The organism is Leifsonia sp. 2MCAF36 (assembly GCF_052115525.1).
GTDB lineage: Bacteria > Actinomycetota > Actinomycetes > Actinomycetales > Microbacteriaceae > Leifsonia.
The window spans coordinates 116,596-137,065 of record NZ_JBFRGV010000002.1 but is presented as its reverse complement, the minus strand read 5'-3'; the positions used below and the strand labels follow the sequence as shown (position 1 = coordinate 137,065).

The 20,470-nt window shown below is 70.0% G+C and carries 17 protein-coding genes; 3 read left to right on the top strand and 14 right to left on the bottom strand.

The genetic code is table 11. From position 1 onward, the window contains the following. Positions 1–13: 13 nt before the first annotated feature. From AB4079_RS04185 to AB4079_RS04125, 13 genes are all read right to left on the bottom strand, one after another. The gene (locus tag AB4079_RS04185; RefSeq protein WP_441786031.1) at positions 14–1,009 is read right to left on the bottom strand and encodes an FtsQ-type POTRA domain-containing protein; all 996 of its coding nucleotides are present in this window, start codon (positions 1,007–1,009) and stop codon (positions 14–16) included. A gap of 13 nt (positions 1,010–1,022) precedes the next feature. Continuing rightward, a complete protein-coding gene (murC, locus tag AB4079_RS04180; protein WP_441786030.1) occupies positions 1,023–2,468 on the bottom strand; it encodes a UDP-N-acetylmuramate--L-alanine ligase in 1,446 nt (481 codons plus the stop codon). Between the two features lie 534 nt (positions 2,469–3,002). Then, positions 3,003–4,079 (bottom strand): UDP-N-acetylglucosamine--N-acetylmuramyl-(pentapeptide) pyrophosphoryl-undecaprenol N-acetylglucosamine transferase, encoded by a 1,077-nt coding sequence (locus tag AB4079_RS04175; protein ID WP_441786029.1) that lies wholly within the window; start codon positions 4,077–4,079, stop codon positions 3,003–3,005. After that, positions 4,076–5,326, bottom strand: a complete 1,251-nt coding sequence (ftsW, locus tag AB4079_RS04170; RefSeq protein ID WP_441786028.1) for a putative lipid II flippase FtsW — start codon at positions 5,324–5,326, stop codon at positions 4,076–4,078. The genes AB4079_RS04175 and ftsW overlap by 4 nt, the downstream gene beginning before the upstream one ends. Continuing rightward, on the bottom strand, positions 5,283–6,839 hold the full coding sequence (murD, locus tag AB4079_RS04165) for a UDP-N-acetylmuramoyl-L-alanine--D-glutamate ligase (RefSeq protein WP_441786027.1): 1,557 nt from the start codon (positions 6,837–6,839) through the stop codon (positions 5,283–5,285). The genes ftsW and murD overlap by 44 nt, the downstream gene beginning before the upstream one ends. Continuing rightward, the gene (gene mraY, locus AB4079_RS04160) at positions 6,836–7,951 is read right to left on the bottom strand and encodes a phospho-N-acetylmuramoyl-pentapeptide-transferase (RefSeq protein ID WP_441786026.1); all 1,116 of its coding nucleotides are present in this window, start codon (positions 7,949–7,951) and stop codon (positions 6,836–6,838) included. The genes murD and mraY overlap by 4 nt, the downstream gene beginning before the upstream one ends. Then, complete coding sequence (locus tag AB4079_RS04155; protein ID WP_441786261.1) at positions 7,948–9,387, bottom strand: UDP-N-acetylmuramoyl-tripeptide--D-alanyl-D-alanine ligase; 1,440 nt, start codon at positions 9,385–9,387, stop codon at positions 7,948–7,950. The genes mraY and AB4079_RS04155 overlap by 4 nt, the downstream gene beginning before the upstream one ends. Then, positions 9,387–10,931 carry a Mur ligase family protein gene (locus AB4079_RS04150; protein ID WP_441786260.1) on the bottom strand — a complete coding sequence of 515 codons (1,545 nt, stop codon included), beginning with the start codon at positions 10,929–10,931 and terminating at the stop codon, positions 9,387–9,389. Before AB4079_RS04150 ends, AB4079_RS04155 begins: the two co-directional genes overlap by 1 nt. 24 nt (positions 10,932–10,955) lie before the next feature. Next, positions 10,956–12,698, bottom strand: a complete 1,743-nt coding sequence (locus AB4079_RS04145) for a peptidoglycan D,D-transpeptidase FtsI family protein (protein WP_441786025.1) — start codon at positions 12,696–12,698, stop codon at positions 10,956–10,958. Positions 12,699–12,717: 19 nt separating this feature from the next. Beyond that, positions 12,718–13,377: a hypothetical protein gene (locus AB4079_RS04140; protein WP_441786024.1), complete on the bottom strand. Its 660-nt coding sequence runs from the start codon at positions 13,375–13,377 to the stop codon at positions 12,718–12,720. Further along, positions 13,374–14,366: a 16S rRNA (cytosine(1402)-N(4))-methyltransferase RsmH gene (rsmH, locus tag AB4079_RS04135; RefSeq protein ID WP_441786023.1), complete on the bottom strand. Its 993-nt coding sequence runs from the start codon at positions 14,364–14,366 to the stop codon at positions 13,374–13,376. The genes AB4079_RS04140 and rsmH overlap by 4 nt, the downstream gene beginning before the upstream one ends. Positions 14,367–14,482: 116 nt before the next feature. Beyond that, the gene (gene mraZ, locus AB4079_RS04130; RefSeq protein ID WP_441786022.1) at positions 14,483–14,914 is read right to left on the bottom strand and encodes a division/cell wall cluster transcriptional repressor MraZ; all 432 of its coding nucleotides are present in this window, start codon (positions 14,912–14,914) and stop codon (positions 14,483–14,485) included. Positions 14,915–15,154: 240 nt separating this feature from the next. Then, positions 15,155–15,535 (bottom strand): DUF3040 domain-containing protein, encoded by a 381-nt coding sequence (locus AB4079_RS04125; RefSeq protein ID WP_441786021.1) that lies wholly within the window; start codon positions 15,533–15,535, stop codon positions 15,155–15,157. 78 nt (positions 15,536–15,613) lie between these two features. Between AB4079_RS04125 and AB4079_RS04120 the strand changes: the two genes are divergently transcribed. Beyond that, positions 15,614–16,744: a polyprenyl synthetase family protein gene (locus AB4079_RS04120; RefSeq protein WP_441786020.1), complete on the top strand. Its 1,131-nt coding sequence runs from the start codon at positions 15,614–15,616 to the stop codon at positions 16,742–16,744. 94 nt (positions 16,745–16,838) lie between these two features. Here AB4079_RS04120 and AB4079_RS04115 read toward each other — a convergent pair whose 3' ends face one another. Then, positions 16,839–17,180, bottom strand: a complete 342-nt coding sequence (locus AB4079_RS04115) for an Rv2175c family DNA-binding protein (protein ID WP_441786019.1) — start codon at positions 17,178–17,180, stop codon at positions 16,839–16,841. Positions 17,181–17,331: 151 nt separating this feature from the next. On the opposite strand from AB4079_RS04115, the gene AB4079_RS04110 reads away from it, so the two are divergent. Continuing rightward, complete coding sequence (locus AB4079_RS04110; RefSeq protein WP_441786018.1) at positions 17,332–18,456, top strand: LysM peptidoglycan-binding domain-containing protein; 1,125 nt, start codon at positions 17,332–17,334, stop codon at positions 18,454–18,456. An 86-nt stretch (positions 18,457–18,542) separates the two neighbouring features. Beyond that, a complete protein-coding gene (gene pknB / locus AB4079_RS04105) occupies positions 18,543–20,444 on the top strand; it encodes a Stk1 family PASTA domain-containing Ser/Thr kinase (RefSeq protein ID WP_441786017.1) in 1,902 nt (633 codons plus the stop codon). The last annotated feature ends 26 nt before the right edge of the window (positions 20,445–20,470 follow it).

The window sequence follows — 20,470 nt, the reverse complement described above, 5'->3', positions numbered from 1 at the left end:
GGCCATCCGGCGCCTAACCCGTCGTCACGCTGTGCGGAGAGGACACGTCGTAGCGGGACGCCCCTGCCGCACTCTTCAACAGCGCGGCGAGGTCCGCCGCCTTCAGCGACGAGTCCTCCGCGCTCCCCCAGACCACGGTCGCACCACTCTTTCGGAGGGTGAAACTCACGTCGTCCTTCGTCTTCGCGGCGATCGTGTCCACCTGCGCCAGCACGTCGGCCGGCAGCGCGCTGAGCACGTTGGCTGCGGCGGCGAACCCGGAGTCCGCATCCACGTCGGCCGCGCCTCCGCCGGCGGCGATCAGCGGGAAACCGTCCGGCCGCTTCTCGCTGCTCGCGATCGGGACCTTCGCCGCATCCACCAGGGTGAATGCATTGCCGCGCTGGATGACACCGACAGGCTGCCGCTCCACGACGCGGATCACGATGGAGTCGGGCGGGTGGCTCTCCACCGTGTAGCTGCGGATCAGCGGGAACGCCGCCAGATCGCTGGAGATTCCGGCCTGGTCGAGCAGCGGCAGCGGCGTCCCGAGCTGGTCGGAGAGCTTCTTCTGGACGGCGGTCGCATCCAGCCGCGACGTCCCGGTCACCTGGATGTGCTTGAGCGCGAGCAGCGGAGAGAAGGCGATGAGCACAACGGCCAGCGCCAGCGCGACGACGACCGCCGCCGCGCCCAGCCAGGCGTAGCGGCGGCGTCGCGACCGCTTGGTGAACCGGCGGACCTCACCGCGCTCCAGGCGCTTGCGCTCGCGGCGCGCGGCGCGGAGCGCCTTGTCGATCTCGCGGTTGCTGGGCAGGCGAGAGTACGGCGACGATTCCGTGCGGGGCGTTTCCGGCGACGGCGCGTGCGGTGCGGCGGTCTCCGGTGTCTGCACGGGGATGGGGTCGGTCACGGTCCCGACCGCACGCGAGGACTCTCGGGCGGTCGCGTCGCGGCGCGACGACGCCTCGCGCGGCGGCGCGGGAGCGGCCGGCGCGGCCGACCGGTCGAAACCCTGGGGACGCTTCACCGAGTGGCCCTCGTCACTCCGCCGGCGCTGGGGACGCCTCGGCGCCCTCCGGGGACTCCCGGCGCAGTGCGTCGAGCAGCTGCGGCACGATGCGGTACACGTCGCCGCAGCCGAGGGTGATGACGTAGTCGCCTTCGCGTGCGATCTGCGCCGTGTGGTCGGCCGCCTGCTGCCAGTCGGCGATGAACGCGACGTGCTCGGGATGCTCGAAGCGGTCGGCGACCAGCGCGCCGGTCACGCCGGGCTCCGGGTCTTCGCGGGCGCCGTACACGTCGAGGACGACCGTCTCGTCGGCATACTGCTCGAGCGTCTCGGCGAACTCCTTCGCGAACAGCCGGGTGCGGCTGTACAGGTGCGGCTGGTGCACGGCGATGATGCGTCCCTCGCCGACCACGGTGCGTGCGGCCGACAGGGCGGCGGCGACCTCGGTCGGGTGGTGCGCGTAGTCGTCGTAGACGCTGACGCCGTTGACGGTCCCGTGCAGCTCGAAGCGGCGCTCCGTACCGCCGAACTCGGCGATGGCCGCGAGAGCGGCGGCCGGGTCGAAGCCGAGGCCGGTCAGCACGGCGAACGCCCCGCCCGCGTTGATGGCGTTGTGGCGACCGGGCACCCGCAGCCGGGCCGTGTAGTCGGCGCCCTGGTAGCGCAGGGTGAACGCGACCGGCCCGTCGGTGACGATGGAGTGGACGCGCACCTCGGCGTCCTCGGCCTCACCGAACGTGATGATGCGCTTCTCCGGCGCCTGCTCGCGGAGGCGGTTGGTGACGTGCACCGCACCGGCATCGTCGGAGGACACGACGACGAACTCGTCGGCCTCGCGTGCGAAGGTGACGAACGCATCCTCGAAGGCCTGCAGCGAACCGTAGTGGTCGAGATGGTCCGGGTCGACGTTGGTGATCAGGGCGACCGCGGTGTCGTAGAGCAAGAACGAGCCGTCCGACTCGTCCGCCTCCACGACGAAGAGCTCCCCCGTGCCGGTCTGCGAGCTCTTGCCGAGGGAGGCGATCACTCCGCCGTTGACGAAGCTGGGGTCTTCGCCGAGCCCGAGCAGGCCGGTGATGATCATGCCGGTGGATGTGGTCTTGCCGTGCGCGCCCGCGACCGCGACGAGGCGCGAACGGTTGATCAGCCAGGCGAGCGCCTGCGAGCGGTGCAGGACGGGCAGGCCTGTCGACAGGGCGAGCTGATACTCCGGGTTGTCCTGCCAGAGGGCGCCGGTGACGACCAGGGTGTCGGCGTCGCCGACGTTCGCCGCGTCGTGCCCGATCGCGATGGTCGCGCCCAGGCCGCGCAGGGTGTCGATGTTCGCGGAGTGCCGGACATCGGATCCGGTCACGGGGTAGCCGGCCTCGAGGAACAGGCGGGCGATGCCGCTCATCCCGGAGCCGCCGATGCCGACGAAGTGGAGCTTTCCGAGCTCCTCGGGGAGGGCGAGGGAGAGGTCGGGCTTGATCGTCACAGGTGCAGCTTTCGGTTACGAGAGAAGGACTCCATCAAGTATGAGGCTACGCGGCGAAGGTCCGGATCAGCCGAGGGCGCTCCGGATGAGCGCGACCGTCCGGTCGGAGATCCCGCTGCCTCGGTCGGAGATGCGCCCCGCCATCGCCTCCGCACTCCGACGGACCGCGGTCCGTCGGAGATTCTCACCGCGATCTCCGACGGAGGCTTCGCGTGGAGGCGGGAAGCCGGCGAAGGTCCGGATCAGCCGAGGGCGCTCCGGATGAGCGCGACCATCCGGTCGGAGATCCTGCCGCTTCGGTCGGAGTTTCGCCCCGCCGGCGCCCCCACGCTCCGACGGACCGCGGTTCGTCGGAGATTCTCACCGCGATCTCCGACCGAAGCCACGAAATTCCACGGGACCGCCGTTGCCGCTCAGGCCTCCGTCGGAGATGCACCGGCTCCCGTCGGAGGTATTCCGCGCTGTGGCCCCTCATCTCCGACGGTCCGCGGCCCGTCGGAGATTCTCACCGCGATCTCCGACGGAAGCGCCGCGTCAGCGAGCGCCGAGGGCGCTCCGGATGAGCGCGACCATGCGGTCGGAGCCGTCGATGACGCCGGCGGAGGCGGCCCGGCGGCCCATGTCATCCACGGCGGGACGGTCGGCCAGCAACGGCAGAAGCGTCGCGTCCACCCAGGACGGGTCGAAGTCGGCGTCGTCGACCAGCAGGCCGCCCCCGGCACGGAGCACACCGGCCGCGTTGTAGCGTTGCTCGCCGTTGCCGATCGGGAAGGGGACGTAGACGGCGGGGATGCCCAGTGCGGCGAACTCGCTCACGGTGGCGGCCCCGGCGCGGGCGACGGAGAAGTCGGCGATGGCGAGGGCGAGGTCCATGCGGTCGCAGTAGTCGAGCAGGCGGTAGCCCTCGACACCGGGGTCGGCGAGTTCGCCGCGGCCGCCCTGGATGTGCAGCACCTGCCAGCCTGCCGCGGTCAGCTCGGCGGCCCGTGCGGCGACGGTCTGGTTGATCCGCCGCGCGCCGAGCGAGCCTCCGGTGACCAGCAGCGTCGGCCGGTCGACGGACAGGCCGAACTCCGCGGCTGCGGCGGGCCGTGCCGCTGCCCGATCGAGCTGCTCGATCTCCACCCGCAACGGCATGCCGACGAAGGCGGCGTGCGGCAGCGGCGTGCCCTCGAAGGCGACGCCGACCCACGGTGTGTAGCGGGCGCCGAGACGGTTCGCCAGCCCAGGTCGCGCGTTCGCCTCGTGCAGCACGAGAGGCACGCCCTCCTTGCGTGCGGCCGAGTACGCGGGGGCGGCGGCGTAGCCGCCGAAGCCCACCACGGCGTCGATCCCGCGAGAGCGGATCAGGTCACGAACCGTCCGGATGCTCCTCCGGTACTCCCCCGGGAACCGCAGCGCTGCACCGTTCGGGCGCCGCGGGAACGGCAGCTTCGGGATGGTCGCCAGCTGGTAGCCGCGCTGGGGCACGAGCCGCGCCTCCAGCCCCTCCTTCGTCCCGAGCACGAGCACCTCGGCCGCCGGATCGTCACGGCGCAGACGGTCGGCGACCGCGAGCAGCGGATTGACGTGGCCCGCGGTCCCGCCGCCGGCCAGCAGGTAGCGGGTCACCGACGCGCACCAGCCCGGTCGGTGTCCTGGGCGGCGAGCGATTCCCGATGGGACTGCCGTGCGAACGACAGCACGATTCCGATGGCGACCATGGAACTGATCATCGCAGTGCCACCTGCAGAGATCAGTGGGAGCGGCACGCCCAGCACCGGGATCACCCCGAGCACCACGGCGATGTTGACGAACGCCTGGCCGATCAGCCAGACCATGATGGCGGCCGTCGTGACCCGGGCGAACGGGTCGGTGGAGGCGTGGATGATCCGCAGGAAGACCACGGCGAGCATCACGAACAGCAGTAGGACGACGACCGCGCCGATGAGCCCGAGCTCCTCGCCGATGATCGCGAAGATGAAGTCCGTGTCGGCCGCCGGCAGCCACGACCACTTGGAGTGCGAGTTGCCGAGGCCGACTCCGAACACACCGCCGGAGGCGAGAGCGTAGAAGCCGTTGTTGATCTGCCAGTTCACGTCCGGGTTGGCTGCGCTGGTCCCGCCGAAGAGGGCGGCGATGCGGCCGATGCGGCTTGCGCTCGATAGTGCGACGATCACGCCGACGACGGCCACGGCCACGACGCCGGCTGCCAGGTAGCGCATCCGCACGCCCGCGAAGAACAGGGCGCCGAGGATCAGCGCCGCCATGATCATGGTGGTTCCCAGGTCGCCGCCGAGCGTGACCAGGGCGACCGCACCGCCGGCGATCGGCACCACCGGGATGGCGACGTGCTTCCACTGGTCGAGGACGTCGCGCTTTCGCGCCAGGACGATCCCGAGCCAGACCACGAGTGCGAGCTTGATCGCCTCCGACGGCTGCACCGTGAGGGAGCCGATCTTCAGCCAGTTGCGGTTGCCGCCGATTTCCATGCCCAGCGGCGTGACCAGGACCAGCACTTGCAGGAAGCATGCGGCCGCGAGGAAGAACCAGATGGTCTTGCGCCAGAAGGTGCGCGGGATGCGGGACACCACGAACATCAGCGGCAGGCCGACCAGCGCGTACGCCCCCTGCGACCAGAACCGCGAGAAGAAGTTGTCGCTGTCGTTGTGCGACTCCACGGCGGACGACGACAGCACCATCACGAGCCCGAAGACCACCATGAACAGCGTGACGCCGAGCAGGAGGAAGTAGTTGGCCGATTCGGAGCTCATCGAGCGGCCCAGTTGGATGCGGGTCGTCAGAGCACCCAGACGGGTGGCCGGGCTCAGGCGCTCAGTGGTCGGCCGGGTCGGGACGCGAGGCGGGCTCGTCGTCATCCGCCTCACCTCCCAAGTACTCGTGGACTGCCGTCTGGAAGCGGCGGCCGCGTTCTGCGTAGTCGGCGAACTGGTCCATCGACGCCGCCGCCGGAGCCAGCAGAACGGTGTCGCCTTCGCGGGCGAGACCGCCGGCCAGCCGTACCGCCGTCGGCATGACCTGATCAGTCTCGTCGGCCTCGACCTCCAGCACCGGAAGCTCGGGCGCGTGTCGCCGGAATGCGGCGCGCAGCAGCTCCCGGTCGACGCCGATCAGCACCGCGCCGCGCAGGCGGCCGACGTGCTTGCCGACCAGGGCGTCCACATCCACACCCTTGAGCAGTCCGCCCACCAGCCAGACGACCGAGGGGTAGGCGCGGAGGGATGCGTCGGCCGCGTGCGGGTTGGTCGCTTTCGAGTCGTCCACCCAGTTGACCCCGGCCTGCGCGCGCACCAGCTCGATGCGGTGCGCGTCCAGCCGGAAGGCGGTCAGCACATCCCGGATCACCTGCGGGGCGACGCCGTACGAACGTGCGAGCGCGCTGGCGGCGAGGATGTTGGCCACGACGTGCGGCGCGTCCAGCCCCGCCTCGTGCAGCTCGTCCAGAGTGGTCAGCTCGATCGCCGAGTTCGCGCGGTCCTCGAGGAACGCCCGGTCACAGAGAATGCCGTCGACGATCCCGAAGTCGCTGGGGCCGGGAACGCCCAGCCCGAAGCCGATGGCGCGGGCGCCCTCGACGACCTCGGCCTCCTCGACCATGCGCAGCGTGTTCTCGTCCGCCTTGTTGTAGACGCAGGCGACCTGGGCGTTGTCGTAGACCTTCGCCTTTGCGGCGATGTAGGCCTCGAGCGAGCCGTGCCAGTCGAGGTGGTCGTCGGCGATGTTGAGGCACGCGGCCGAGAACGGCGAGAGTTCGCCGCCCACATTCCGGTTGACCCAGTGCAGCTGGTAGCTGGAGAGCTCCACCACCAGGACGTCGAAACCCTCCGGGTCGCGGATCGCGTCGAGCACCGGCACGCCGATGTTGCCGCACGGAGCCACCCGGGTGCCGCCGGCCAGGATCATCGTCGCGGTCAGCTGCACCGTGGTGGTCTTGCCGTTGGTTCCGGTGACGCAGATCCAGTCGGCCGGTCCCTCGGCGCCGTCCGGGCGCGCGACCTTGTCGCGCAGGCGCCAGGCCAGCTCGATGTCGCCCCAGACGGCTGTGTCGCGCTCCTGCGCCCACACCAGGAGCGGGTGGTCCCAGTGGAAGCCGGGAGAGGCGATCACGAGCTCCGGATCGAACGCGGCGAGGCGTTCGGGCGGTGCGGACAGGTCGGCCTGCTCCATGAGGTCGACGCCGATGACCTCCAGCAGCATCCGGCGCTCCTCGTCGGCCTTCGCCGCGACGACGACCACGTCGGCGCCCAGCTCGGCGAGGGTGTCGGCGACCGAGAAGCCGGTGACGCCGAGCCCGTACACGGCCACGCGCAGCCCGCTCCAGTCGGCGTGCCAGCTCGTCAGCCCCGCGAGGCGGTCCTGCAGCGCGGTCACGTTGCCAGCCACTCCAGGTAGAAGGACCCGACGCCCGCCGCCACCAGCAACCCGGCGATGATCCAGAACCGGACCACGACGGTCACCTCTGCCCACCCCTTCAACTCGAAGTGATGATGGATGGGACTCATCAGGAAGATCCGTTTGCCGTGCGTGAGCTTGAAGTAGGCCCGCTGAACGATCACCGACCCGGCCTCGATGACGAAGAGGCCGCCGACCAGGACGAGGAGGAGCTCGGTGCGGCTCAGGATGGCGAGGGCGGCGACCGCGCCGCCGAGCGCGAGCGAACCGGTGTCGCCGAGGAAGATCTGGGCGGGCGACGTGTTCCACCACAGGAAGCCGACGACCGCGCCGACGATCGCCGTCGCCACGATGGCGAGGTCGAACGGGTCGCGCACGTCGTAGCACTTGGGCACGTTCTCGGCGCTCAGCTTGAGGCTGGTGCACGACTGGATGTTCTGCCAGAACCCGATGATGATGTACGCGCCGATGGCGAGGATCGACGCTCCGGAGGCCAGACCGTCGAGCCCGTCGGTGACATTCACACCGTTGGACGTCGCCGCGACCAGGAAGTTGATCCAGATCAGGTAGAGGCCGTACCCGACCAGCACGCCGATCACGCCGAACCGCGTGATGGACCCGAAGTCGATGGCCGGCAGGTCGCGGATGAACGAGACGGTCATCGTCGCCGGGGTGTAGCCGTTGCCGTTCGGGAACCGGATCGCCAGGAACGCCCAGATCGAGGCGACGATCACCTGGCCGGCCACCTTCGCCCATCCGGTCAGCCCGAGGCTGCGCTCGCGCCGCGTCTTCAGGAAGTCGTCGACGAATCCGACGATCCCGAGCCCCACCATCAGGAACAGCACGAGCAGGGCCGAGACGCTCGTCCCGTCCCCGGTCAGCAGCAGCGCCGTGAAGTAGCCGAACAGCGTCCCCAGGATGACGACGATGCCGCCCATGGTGGCCGTTCCGCGCTTCGCGTGGTGGCTCTGCGGGCCGTCGTCGCGGATGAACTGGCCCCACTGCAGCCGTCGGAACAGCCGGATGAACAACGGGGTCAGGAACAGCGTGAACGCCATCGAGAGCGCACCGGAGGTCAGCAGGGCTTTCACGAGAAGAACTCCCCCAGTCGGTCGCCGAGGAAGCGCAGTCCGGCCGAGTTCGACGACTTCACGAGCACCGTGTCGCCAGGACGCAGTGCGCCCTGCAGGTGGTCGAACGCGGCATCCTGCGTCTCGAAGTACAGGGACTCGCCGTCCCAGGAGCCCTCGTTGATCGCCGTGATGTGCATCCGGCGGGCCTCGGGGCCGACGACGACCAGCTGGTCGATGCCGAGGCGGACGGCGAGCAGGCCGATGCGGTCGTGCTCCTCGCCCGAGAACTCGCCCAGCTCGCTCATCTCGCCGAGGACGGCGACGGTGCGCCCACCCGGCTCTGCGATCTGCGCGAGCGTCTTGATCGCAGCGGACATGGAGTCGGGGCTCGCGTTGTACGCGTCGTTGATGACGGTCACCTCGCTGTCGCCCAGCACCTCCATCCGCCACCGCTCGGCCGTCTTCACGGTCTGCAGTGCGGCGACGATGGTGTCGATGTCGACGTCGAGGACGTGCGCGGAGGCCGCAGCGGCCAGGGCGTTCATGACGTGGTGCTCGCCGAGCACCTGGAACCGCACCGGGCGCGACTGAGCCGGGGACTGACGACCCTCGCCGCCGTCTCGCGGCGGCAGGTGCAGGGTGAAGGACGTGCCCCGGCGGTCGGAGACCACATCGGTGGCGCGCACGTCGGCACGCTCGTCGAGGCCGAACCACAGCACGCGGGCGGCGGTCTTGCCTGCCATCGTGGTCACCCGCGGGTCGTCCAGGTTCAGCACCGCGACATCCGACTCGAGGAGGTCGGTGACCATCTCGGTCTTCGCCTGCAGCGTCTTCTCGATCCCGCCGAACTCGCCGGCGTGGGCGAGACCCACCTTGAGCACGACGCCGACGTCGGGCCGCGCCATGCGCACAAGGCGGGCGATCTCACCGATGCCGCTCGCACCCATCTCGGCGACCAGGAACTGCGTCTCCTCCGTCACCTCCAGCATGGTGACGGGCGCCCCGACCTCGTTGTTGAAGGAGGCGCGCGGCGCGATGGTCGGTCCGACCTGCTCCAGCACGGCGCGGAGCAGGTTCTTGGTGGTGGTCTTGCCGTTGGAACCGGTGATTCCCACGATCTTCAGGCGGCCGAGCGAACGGACCCGCGCGATGACCTCGGTAGCGAGGTCGCCCAGGGCGACCACCGTGTCCTCGACCAGCAGCTGCGGCACCGCCAGGTCGAGTGGATGGTCGACCACGACGAGCCCGGCGCCCGCCTCCGCGGCCTGCGGGGCGAACAGATGGCCATCGGTGACCTCGCCGGGCTTCGCGAAGAAGATCGTGCCGGGCACGACCTCCCGCGAATCGGTGGTGGAGAGTCCGGACACCGGCGTCTCCGGCGTGGCATCGGTGCCGTCGAGCAGCAGCGTTCCGCGGGTCGCCGCGGCGATCTCGGCGAGAGTGAGGGCGATCATCAGAGCCACCCGGCCTCTCGGAGAGCCAGGCGCACATCCTCGCGGGCGGAGTACGGCAGCCGCTGGCCGGCGACCTCCTGGTAGTCCTCGTGGCCCGGCCCGGCGTAGAGCACGACGTCGCCCTCCCCCGCCAGAGACAGCGCGGTGCGGAAGGCGGCTCGCGGATCGGGGACCTCGTACAGCTCGCGCTCCGGCTCGGCCCCCCGCGCACCCTCGAGCAAGGCGGCGCGGATAGTGGCCGGGTCCTCCCAGCGCGGGTGGAAGTCGGTGATGACCACGGCATCCGAACCGCGGGCAGCGATCGCGCCCATGTCGATGCGCTTCGTGGTGTCGCGGTTGCCGTCGGCTCCGAACACCATGACGATCCGGCCGTCCGTCACCTTGCGCAGAGCGCTCAGCATCGACAGGAAGGCGTCCGGGCTGTGGCCGTAGTCGATGAAGACGACCGGGCCGCGGTCGCCGGAGAGTCGCTCGGCGCGTCCAGGGATGTACGCGTCGATTCCGCCGTCGCGCTCGAGTGCGGCGCCGATCGCGTCCAGGTCGTAGCCCGACTCCACCAGCATCACGATCGCGAGCGCGGCGTTGGCGGCGTTGTACGCGCCGAGCAGCGGGATGCTCGTCTCGAGCCGACGGCCGTCGGGGCCCTCCAGGGCGAACGCGGTCCGCTCCAGGGTCTCCTCGAGCACGGTCAGCATCCACTCGGCATCCGTGCCGGGCGAACTGGTGAGGGTGGCGACCGGGATGCGCGACTGGTCGACGACCTGCCGACCCCAGTCGGAGTCGACGGTGACGACGCCGCGGCGGGCGCGGTCCGGCTGGAACAGCTCCAGCTTGGCGGCGAAGTAGTCCTCCATCGCCGCGTAGTCGTCCAGGTGGTCGTGGCTGAGGTTCGTGAAGCCGACGACGTCGAAGACGATCCCGTCGACGCGGTGGCGGCTGAGCGCCTGCGCGGACACCTCGATCGCGGCGGCGCGGACGCCTTCCTCGCGCATCCGGGCCAGCAGTGCGTGCAGCTCGCTGGCCTCCGGCGTCGTGAGCTTGCTGGTGATGACCGTGTCGCCGATGCGGCGCTCCGCGGTCGAGCTGAGCCCTGCGACGACGCCGAGCTGGCCGAGGATCGCGTTCAGCAGGTACACGACGCTGGTCTTGCCGTTCGTGCCCGTCACGCCGAACAGTGTGGCCGCGTTCTCGTCGGTGCGGTAGATCCAGGCGGACACGGCGCCGAGCGCTGCACGGGGATCCGGCGTGACGATGACCGGCAGCCCGGAGTCGGCCGCGAGCGTCGCGCCCTCCTCGTCGGTCAGCACGGCGACGGCCCCCGCCTCGGCAGCCGCAGCCGCATAGCTCGCGCCGTGGGAGTTCCGGCCGGGGACGCCGACATAGAGGTCGCCGGGCTCGACGGCGGAGTTCGCCAGCGCAGCACCGGTGGCCTCGACGCCGTCGAGGTCGCCGCGCGAATCCAGCCCGAACTCCGCGACCAGCTGGGCGAGCGGGCGGGCGACGGGATGCTCGGGGCGCAAAGAAGAGGGCGCCGGTCCTGTCACGAGGCTCACTTTCCGTAGTCGGGTTCAGTAGTAGGGGGGATAGTCGGCCGGGCTCGACGTGGAGGGCTTCACCCGGTAGGTCTTCAGCACCTGACTCATGATCGTGTGGAACAGCGGAGCGGCAGCAGCCGACGAAGTAATGGTAGTCGGGAACCCGAGGTTGACCGAAACGACGTACTGCGGATCGTCGACCGGAGCGACGCCCATCACCGAGACGTAGTACGACGGCAGGTAGCCGCCTTTCCCGTCCGGCTGCTGGGCCGTTCCGGTCTTCGCAGCGATGCGGTAGCCGGGAATCTGCAGCTGCTTCTTCAGCTCGCCGCTGGTGACGATCGACTCCATCATCCCGAGCGTCGTGGCGGCCGTCTGGGCGGAGACGACCGGCGTCGGCTTGGTGTTCGGGACGTCGGTGACGGAGCCGTCCGGGTGCTGGCAGCCCTCCACCATCGACAGCGGGATGCGGGTGCCGCCGTTGGCCAGCGCCTGGTACGCATCCACCATCTGCAGCTGCGTCGCCGAGACGCCCTGACCGAACATGGTGGCGTACTTGGTCTGGTCGTCCCAGTCCTTCACCGGGTTCAGGAGCCCGTCCGACTCGCCCGGGTACGCCAGACCCGTCGGCTCGCCGATCCCGAACTTCTGGAGGTAGTCGTACCGCGTCTGGTCGCTCAGCGCGCGGCCCAGCTGAGACATGCCGGTGTTGGACGACATCATCAGCACGCCGGTCAGCGTCAGCCGCAGCGGGTCGTGGTAACCGGAGTCGTGCAGGTCCGCGCCGTTGCCGGACTTCCACGAATACGGTGCGAGCACCTGGGTCGCCGGAGTCGCCTTGCCCTGGTCGATCAGCATCGCCGCGGTCAGCGCCTTGAAGGTCGAGCCCGGCTCTCGCGGATCGGTGAACGGCTGCAGGCGCCAGAAGGACGGGTCGGTCGCACTGATGTTGTTGGGGTCGAGGGCCGGCCACTGCGCGATCGCCTTGATCTTGCCGGTCTTGGCCTCCGCGACCGTGACGAAACCGAACTTCGACCCGGTCGCGCCGACCTGCTGGGCCAACGTCTGCTCGGCGAACCACTGGAGGTCGCTGTCGAGGGTCAGCGTGAGGGTGCCGCCGTCCTTCGCCTGCTTCTGCACGACCGTGCTGCCCGGGATGGCGACGCCGTCGGCGCCGCGCTGGTACGTCTCTTCGCCGTCGACGCCCGCGAGGCAGCCGTTCTCGCTGTCCTCCAGACCCGAGTTGCCGCCCTGGGAGAGGAAGCCGAGCAGGCTGCCGGCGACGGCACCGTTCGGGTAGCTGCGCGCCTGCTTCTTGGTGAAGGTGAGCCAGGGATACGGGAGCTTGTCCAGCTTGTCGAAAGCGGCCACATCCATCCCGGACTTGATCAGCACGTACTTCGACTTCGGGTTGTCCTTGAGGGCACCGTCGAGCAGAGCCACGACCGCGTCGCCGCCCTGCCCGGTGATCGCGCCGATCTTCGCCGCCGCCGCGACCATCTTGTCGCGGCCGCCCTGGACGGCGTCCGACGGGGAGGCTGCGGCGGTGTACGTGTAGATGGTGGTCGCCATGATGGTGCCGTTGGCGTCCACGATGTCGCCGCGGTCGCCGAGAAGCGGACTCGACACTTCCTTGGCCTTCACCGACTCGCGTTGCAGATCGTCCGCGCGGACCACCTGGATGTCGACGAGCTTCGCGCCGAGGATGGCGACGGTCGCGGCGACGGCGAGAACCGTCACGGCGGTCCGCCGCCGCAGCATCTTGTTGCCGACCATGCGCGCGCCCGTTCCGTCGTCAGTGCGTCACCGGGGTCGGCAACGCTCCTTGCAACGGTACGGTCGGGGCGGTCTTGGGCGCGGTAGCGGCACCCGGGGTTGCGGAATTCCCAGCTTGCGCGGCCGGCGCCTGGGTCGCCGGCGTCTGGGCCTGCGCCTGAGTGACCAGCGGGACGCCCGCGAGCAGCGAGTTCGGCACCAGGTTGCCCTGCGTGCCGGTCACCGTTCCGGCGGCTCCGGTTGCGGGCAGCGGCGCGCCGAGCACCGCGCCGTCCGAGAGGCGCAGGTACGCCGGACTGCTGTTGCTGACCATCCCGAGCGCGTTGGCGTTCGCCGCCAGGTTCTGCGGCGAGGACACCCGGTTGAGGTCCTCCGAGACGGCCTGGTACGACCGCTGGAGCTGCGTCTGGGTGGCCTGCAGCGAGTTCAGCTGGTAGGCGCCCTGCGAGATTCCGATGCTCAGCAGCAGCTGCGCCACCACGATCGCGAGCAGAGCGCCGACGGAGACGGCCGCATACAGGGCACGCGGACGAGCCCGGCGCTGCGACCGGGTCGGCACCACCTCCAGATGGGTGCGCTTCGGCTCCTCCACCGGTGCGGGGAGGGCGCCGCCGTTCCACAGCGCCGCGGGCCGTTTGCGGTTCGGCGCCGCAACGGCTGCTGCCAGGTTGGTGCTCATGGGCGCCTCCTCGTCTGATCGGTGGTGGTGATGTTCGCGGCGCGGACCCGCTCGGCCGCCCGCAGGCGCACCGGGGTGGCACGGGGGTTGGCGGCCTTCTCGTCGTCGTCCGCCAGCTCGGCGCCGCGGATCAGCAGTTTCAGTTCGGGGCGGTGCTCCGGAAGCTCGACAGGCAAGCCGGCCGGAGCGCTGGACGTGGATCGCGCCTGCAGTTCGCGCTTGACGATGCGGTCCTCAAGCGACTGGTACGCCTCGACCACGATCCGGCCGCCCACGTTGAGCGCGTCGATGGCGGCCGGGATGGCGCGCTGCAGCACCGCCAGCTCCTGGTTGACCTCGATGCGGAGCGCTTGGAAGACCCGCTTCGCCGGGTGTCCCTGGCGCTGCACGGCGACCGGGGTCGCCTTGGTGATCAGGTCGACGAGCTGCGCCGAGCGGGTCAGCGGCTCGCGCTCCCGTGCCTCGACGATGCGCGCGGCGTACCGGCCGGCCAGCTTCTCCTCGCCGTAGTCACGGAAGATGCGGCGCAGGTCCGCTTCGGAGTACTCGGCGAGCACCGTCTCGGCGGTCAGGTCGCTGGTGCCGTCCATCCGCATGTCGAGCGGGGCGTCCTTCGAGTACGAGAACCCGCGCTCCACCCGGTCGAGCTGCAGGGAGGACACACCGAGGTCGAACAGCACGCCGTCGACCGCGTCGAAGCCGAGGCCGTCGATCGCCTCGCGGATCCCGTCGTAGACCGTGTGGACGAGGTGGACCCGATTCCCGAACCGCTCCAGCCGCTCCCCCGCGATCGCCAGCGCCTCGGGGTCGCGGTCCAGGCCGACCAGTGTGGCATCCGGGAAACGCTCCAGGATGCCTGCGGAGTGTCCGCCCATCCCGAGCGTGGCGTCCACGAAGACGGCGCCGGGCCGCAGCAGGGCGGGGCCGAGCAGCTCGATGCAGCGCTCCAGGAGGACCGGGGTGTGGATGCGGGAAGTGTCGTCGCTCATGGCCGTTCGGGACGGGCCGCCGCCCCTGGTTCCGGATCCCCATCCATTCCGACCTGACACCGGGGAAGTGGTGTCAGGGCGTATGGCTGGGAGTCCGGCGTCAGGGACTTAGCGGCTCAGAACAGTCCCGGAATCACCTCCTCCTCCGTATTCGCGAACGCCGCTTCCTGCTCGGCCAGGTAGGTCTCCCAGGCGGTGGCGTCCCAGATCTCCGCGCGGCTGCCCGCGCCGATCACGACCAGGTCGCGATCCAATCCCGCGTACGAGCGCAGCGCGCCCGGGATGGTCACGCGGTTCTGCTTGTCCGGGACCTCCGCGCTCGCCCCGGAGAGGAAGACGCGCAGGTAGTCGCGGGCCTGCTTGCTCGTCACCGGCGCCTGGCGGATCTTCTCGTGCAGCGCCTCGAACTCACGCTGCGAGAAGACGTAGACGCAGTGCTCCTGGCCGCGGGTGAAGACGAGCCCGGACGCGAGCTCGTCCCGGAACTTGGCGGGAAGGATGATGCGCCCCTTCTCGTCGAGTTTGGGAGCGTGCGTACCGAGGAACATCGGCTGCCACCCCCACTCTCCGGCCCAGGTTGCGGTGTGACCTCCACTTTACTCCACTCTCATCCACAATGTCGCGCAAAAGTCACCAATTGCCCCGAAGTGGGTACGTCGAGCCGCGAAATCACGCGGATTTCGGCGGTGGAGGAAAATGGAGCGCCTGGGATGCCGGATGGGCATGAAAAAAGGGCCGATCCGGAGATCGGCCCTTCGTCTGAGAGCTGGTGGAGCGGAGTGGAGCGGCTAGCCCTCGCCGCCGTCGTTGCGCTTTTCCCAGCGGTCGTTCATGCGATCCATGAAACCGGGCTGGCCGCCGCGAGCTTTCGCGCCCTTCGGATCCGGTGCGCCCGGCTCGACCGCGACGCGCTTGCCCGGGGCTATCGCCACCAGGACGCCGACGAACATCACGATGAAGCCCAGGATGCCCACGAGGGGCTGCCGGAAGTAGACGCCGACCACGAGCACCGCAATGCCCACGACGGCGAGCAGAATGCCGAGGACGATCGATCGGTAAGCCGGCCGTGCCCGCTTGCCGCCGACCTTGGCGACGAAATCTGCATCGTTCTGATAGAGACTGCGTTCCATCTCTTCGAGGAGGCGCTGCTCGTGTTCCGAAAGCGGCATCCGATTCCCCCTCTTTCTCACGGGTTCGAGGCTAGGTGAGCCTGATTCTAGTCTCGCCGGTCTGGCTAGGCTAGGCGTGTGTCTGAAAGCATCCGATTCGTCGACCTCATCCAGTCAAGAATCGATGGATTCTTCGATGCGCGTGCCTCTATTCTCGTCTCCATCGCCGACGAGCTCGCTCCCGTCGCGGCGTTCTCAAGGGATTTTCTCAGCGGCGGCAAGCGGTTCCGTGCCTTGTTCTGCTTCTGGGGATGGCAGGCGGTTCGCAGCTCCGACGACTCCTTCGACCACGACTCCGTTGGAGGCGCCATCACTGCGGGCGGACCGCTCGACGCGGTGGTCTCCGTGGCGAGCGCTCTCGAGCTTTTCCACGCGGCCGCGCTCGTCCACGACGACCTGATCGACAACTCCGACACCCGCAGGGGCGCGCCCGCAGCGCACAAACGTTTCGAGCGGCTGCACGGCGACGAGGAATGGGGCGGCTCGGCTGCGTCGTTCGGTACAGGAGCGGCGACCCTCCTCGGCGACCTGCTCCTCATCCTGAGCGACGAGCTCTTCGACGACGGCCTCAGCCAACTGGTCAGCGCGTCCGCACGCCGGGCGGCCCGCGCCGAGTTCAACCGGATGCGGCTGGATGTGACCGCCGGCCAGTACCTCGACATCTTCGAGGAGATCGGCTGGGCCGGACGGCCGGACTCCGACCAGCTCGCCCGAGCCGAGCGCGTGATCGTCTACAAGTCGGCGAAGTACTCCATCGAGTCACCGCTGCTCATCGGCGCGAGCCTCGCCGGGGCGACGGTGGGCCAGCTGCAGTCACTGCGCGACTTCGGCCTCCCCCTGGGCATCGCGTACCAGCTGCGGGACGACCTGCTCGGGGTCTTCGGCGACGCGGAGGTCACCGGGAAGCCGAGCGGCGACGACCTCCGGGAGGGAAAGCGCACCGTTCTCATCGCGCTCACCCGGCAGGCCATCCCGTCCGGCGCGCGTGCGGCGCTCGACGAGCTGCTCGGCGACCCGGACCTCACGCCGGAGCAGATCCGGACCATGCAGCTGACCATCCGGGAGTCCGGCGCGGTCGAGACCGTGGAGCGGATGATCGCGAACAACGTCGAGCGCGCGATCGCGGCCCTCGACGCTGCGCCGATCGGCGCGGCTGCGGCGGCCCAGCTCCGCGACCTCGCGGTCACGGTGACGCGCCGAACCTCCTGACGCGCGTCTGCGTCGCTACGTCACGTCTGCGCATGTTCGCGCGCCCGCAGGCGTGACGAACTACCGCAGACAGGGCCCGTGGCCGCGGCCGCGGTCAGGCCAGGGCCTGGGCCACCCGGCGGACCTCCGCCTTGCGGCCGGCGCGGAGCGCCTCGATCGGCGACGTCCCGAGGCTCTCCTCCTCGGAGAGCAGCCAGTCCACCGCCTCGTCGTCGGTGAAGCCGTCGTCGCCGAGGACGATCAGCGTGCCCCGCAGCTCGCTGAGCGGCTGGCCGTCGCGCACGAAGGACGCGGGGACCTTCAGGACCCCGTCCACGCGCTTGGCGGCGAGGTGGCGGTCCTCGATCAGCCGACGGACCCGGCTCACGCTCAGGCCCAACTGCTCGACGAGGTCGGGGACGGTCAACCACTCGGTGGTCTGGACGTGCTCGGTCACCCCTCCAGCGTGCCACGATTCGGGAGGTTCCGCACATTCGGGCAATTGTTACGATCAGGTAAACTCATGTCACATGCGTCACTTGCGTTGACTCCAATGCACTTGTGTGCCAGCGTGGGGATCTCGTCGTGTCACTCGAACAGGGGGTCGTATGGCTCTGGCAGACACCGGTCGGATCCGCGGCGCATTGGGGACCGTCCCGATCGCTCTGGTGAGTTCGCTCGCCGTGACCCTCAACCTCGTGGCCCCGGCGCACGCCGCGCCGAGGGAGGACACGACCACCGACCACGCGGGCGACACCGGCGAGGCGAGCGCACTGCAGCGCGCGACCATCACGAGCACCATCTCGCGCGGCGCGGACGTCTCCCCGGCCCGCACCGGTGTCGCCGCGGCGCCCGCGACGTACCGCGTCCAGTCCGGAGACACCGTCTCGGGCATCGCCGCCCGCTTCGGTCTCTCCACCGCCGCCCTCCTCACGATGAACGGCCTGAGCTGGAAGAGCCTGATCTTCCCCGGGCAGGTGCTGGCATTGACCGGACCGGCGCAGAGCGCTCCTGCCGCGGCTCCGGCCGCGCCGGCTCCGGCCGCACCGACGCCGGCTTCTACCGGGACGACGTACACGGTCGCCCGCGGCGACACGATCAGCGGAATCGCCGGCCGGTTCGGAGTGACGTCGCGAGCCGTCCTCGCCGCCAACGGCCTCACAGCGTCCAGCCTGATCTTCCCCGGGCAGAAGGTGAGCATCCCGGGCATGACGACGGCCGCACTGAACACGCCCGCCGCGCCCGCGCCGGCTGCCGCGCCCGTCGTGGCCGCGCCGGTGGTCGCTCCCGCTCCGCTGCCCGCCGCCTCGGCCGGCCAGGTGGTCGCCCTCAGCGACGAGATGCGCGCCAACGCCCAGCTCATCATCCGTATCGGCCGCGAGCGCGGCGTCCCCGACCAGGGCATCGTCATCGCCCTGGCTGCGGCCGCGCAGGAGTCCGGCCTCCGAAATGTCCGCTATGGCGACCGCGACTCGCTCGGACTGTTCCAGCAGCGGCCCAGCACCGGCTGGGGAACGCCCGACCAGGTGCTCGACCCCGCACGCGCCACACTCGCCTTCTACGGCGGCCCCGGAAACCCGAACCAGGGGCACACACGCGGCCTCCTCGACATCTCCGGTTGGACCTCGATGAGCGTGACGCAGGCCGCTCAGGCCGTCCAGATCTCCGCCTTCCCCGACGCCTACGCCAAGTGGGAGACGTCGGCGCGGGCGTGGCTGGCCCAGCTGGGCTGACGCAGAATGTCACAGCCCGGTCACAGGCCTTGCCTCCACCGGTGTTTTGCAGGGTTCCCGCACCCGACGTTCCCTAGACTCGATCCGTGACCACGAGCCAGACCGACCCGATGATCGGCCGTCTCATCGACGGCCGCTATCAGGTGCGCTCCCGGATCGCCCGCGGCGGCATGGCCACGGTCTATCTGGCCACCGACCTGCGCCTGGAGCGCCGCGTCGCCATCAAGATCATGCACGGGCACCTGGCCGACGACTCCACCTTCAAGAGCCGCTTCGTGCAGGAGGCCCGCTCGGCTGCGCGACTCGCGCATCCCAATGTGGTCAACGTCTTCGATCAGGGTCAGGACTCGGACATGGCCTACCTGGTCATGGAGTACCTGCCGGGCATCACGCTGCGCGACCTGCTCAAGGACTACGGCAAGCTCACCTCCGAGCAGACCATCGACATCATGGAGGCGGTGCTCTCCGGCCTCGCCGCCGCGCACAAGGCGGGAATCGTCCACCGCGACCTGAAGCCCGAGAACGTGCTGCTGGCCGACGACGGACGGATCAAGATCGGCGACTTCGGCCTGGCGCGCGCCGCGTCGGCCAACACGGCGACCGGGCAGGCGCTCCTCGGCACCATCGCCTACCTCTCCCCCGAGCTCGTCACCCGCGGCATCGCCGACGCACGCAGCGACATCTACGCCCTCGGCATCATGATGTACGAGATGCTCACCGGCGAGCAGCCGTTCAAGGGCGAGCAGCCGATGCAGATCGCCTACCAGCACGCCAACGACGCGGTGCCCGCACCGAGCGCGAAGAACCCCGCGGTTCCGGCCGAACTCGACGAGCTCGTCCTCTGGGCGACAGAGAAAGACCCCGACCGCCGGCCGCGCGATGCCCGCGAGATGCTCGACCGCCTCCTGGAGGCCGAGAAGGCACTCCGCGGCGAGGCGGTGCTGCAGCCGACCATGGTGCTCTCCCCGGCCCTCGACGTCGACGCCGGCGACACCCAGATCATCAACCCGGCCATCCGGCAGCAGGTGGCGTCCAGCACGCCCGCCGCCACGGCGACACTCACCCAGGCGGCGGCCAAGCGCCGGTCGAAAGGCTGGTGGCTGTTCGCCCTGGTCATGCTGCTCGCGGGTCTCGCGGGAGGCACCGGCTGGTACTTCGGTGCCGGCCCCGGCTCGCTGATCGCCATCCCGAACGTCGTGAACACGGCTCCGGATGCCGCGACGACGCAGCTGCAGAAGCTCGGCTTCAAGGCCGCCCAGGCGCCCGAATACAGCACCACCATCGCCAAGGGGATGGTGTCAAGCACCGACCCGGGCGCCGGTGCACGCGCCGGGCGGGGCAGCACGGTGACCCTGCGTGTGTCGCAGGGGCCGAAGCCGGTCGACATCCCGGCTCTCGCCGGTCAGAACGTGGACGCCGCCAAGAAGTCGATCACCGACGTCGGCGCGAAAGTCGGCACTGTCACGCAGCAGTTCGACGGAAAGGCGGCGGCGAACACGGTGCTTTCGGCCAGCCGGGCCGACAATGGTGCGGACATCTCGGGCGGCGGCTCCTACTTCGAGGCGGCCGCGGTCAACCTGGTCGTCTCGTCGGGTGCCATCCCGGACGTGGCGGGCAAGTCGGTGGCCGACGCCTCCGCCGCGCTCACCAAGGTCGGCCTCCTCACGTCCGCCGGGCCGCAGAGCTACAGCGACACCGTCGCTCAGGGCGATGTCATCGCCGCGCATCCGCAGCACGACCCGGTGCGCCCGGGCGACACGCTCCTGCTGGAGACGTCGAAGGGCCCCGAACCGGTCAGTGTGCCGGATGTGGTCGGCAAGAACTGGGCCGACGCCAAGAAGGCCTTGACCGACGCCGGCTTCACGCTCAAGTACAGTGCGATCGCGGACGTGGCACCGACCGCCTTCGTCGTCTCGAAGATCACCCCCGGCGCCGGAACGCAGCAGCCCAAGGGTTCCAGCATCAGCATCAACTTCGCCGGCTTCTAGCCGCCGGCAGGCGCCCGGACACGCAG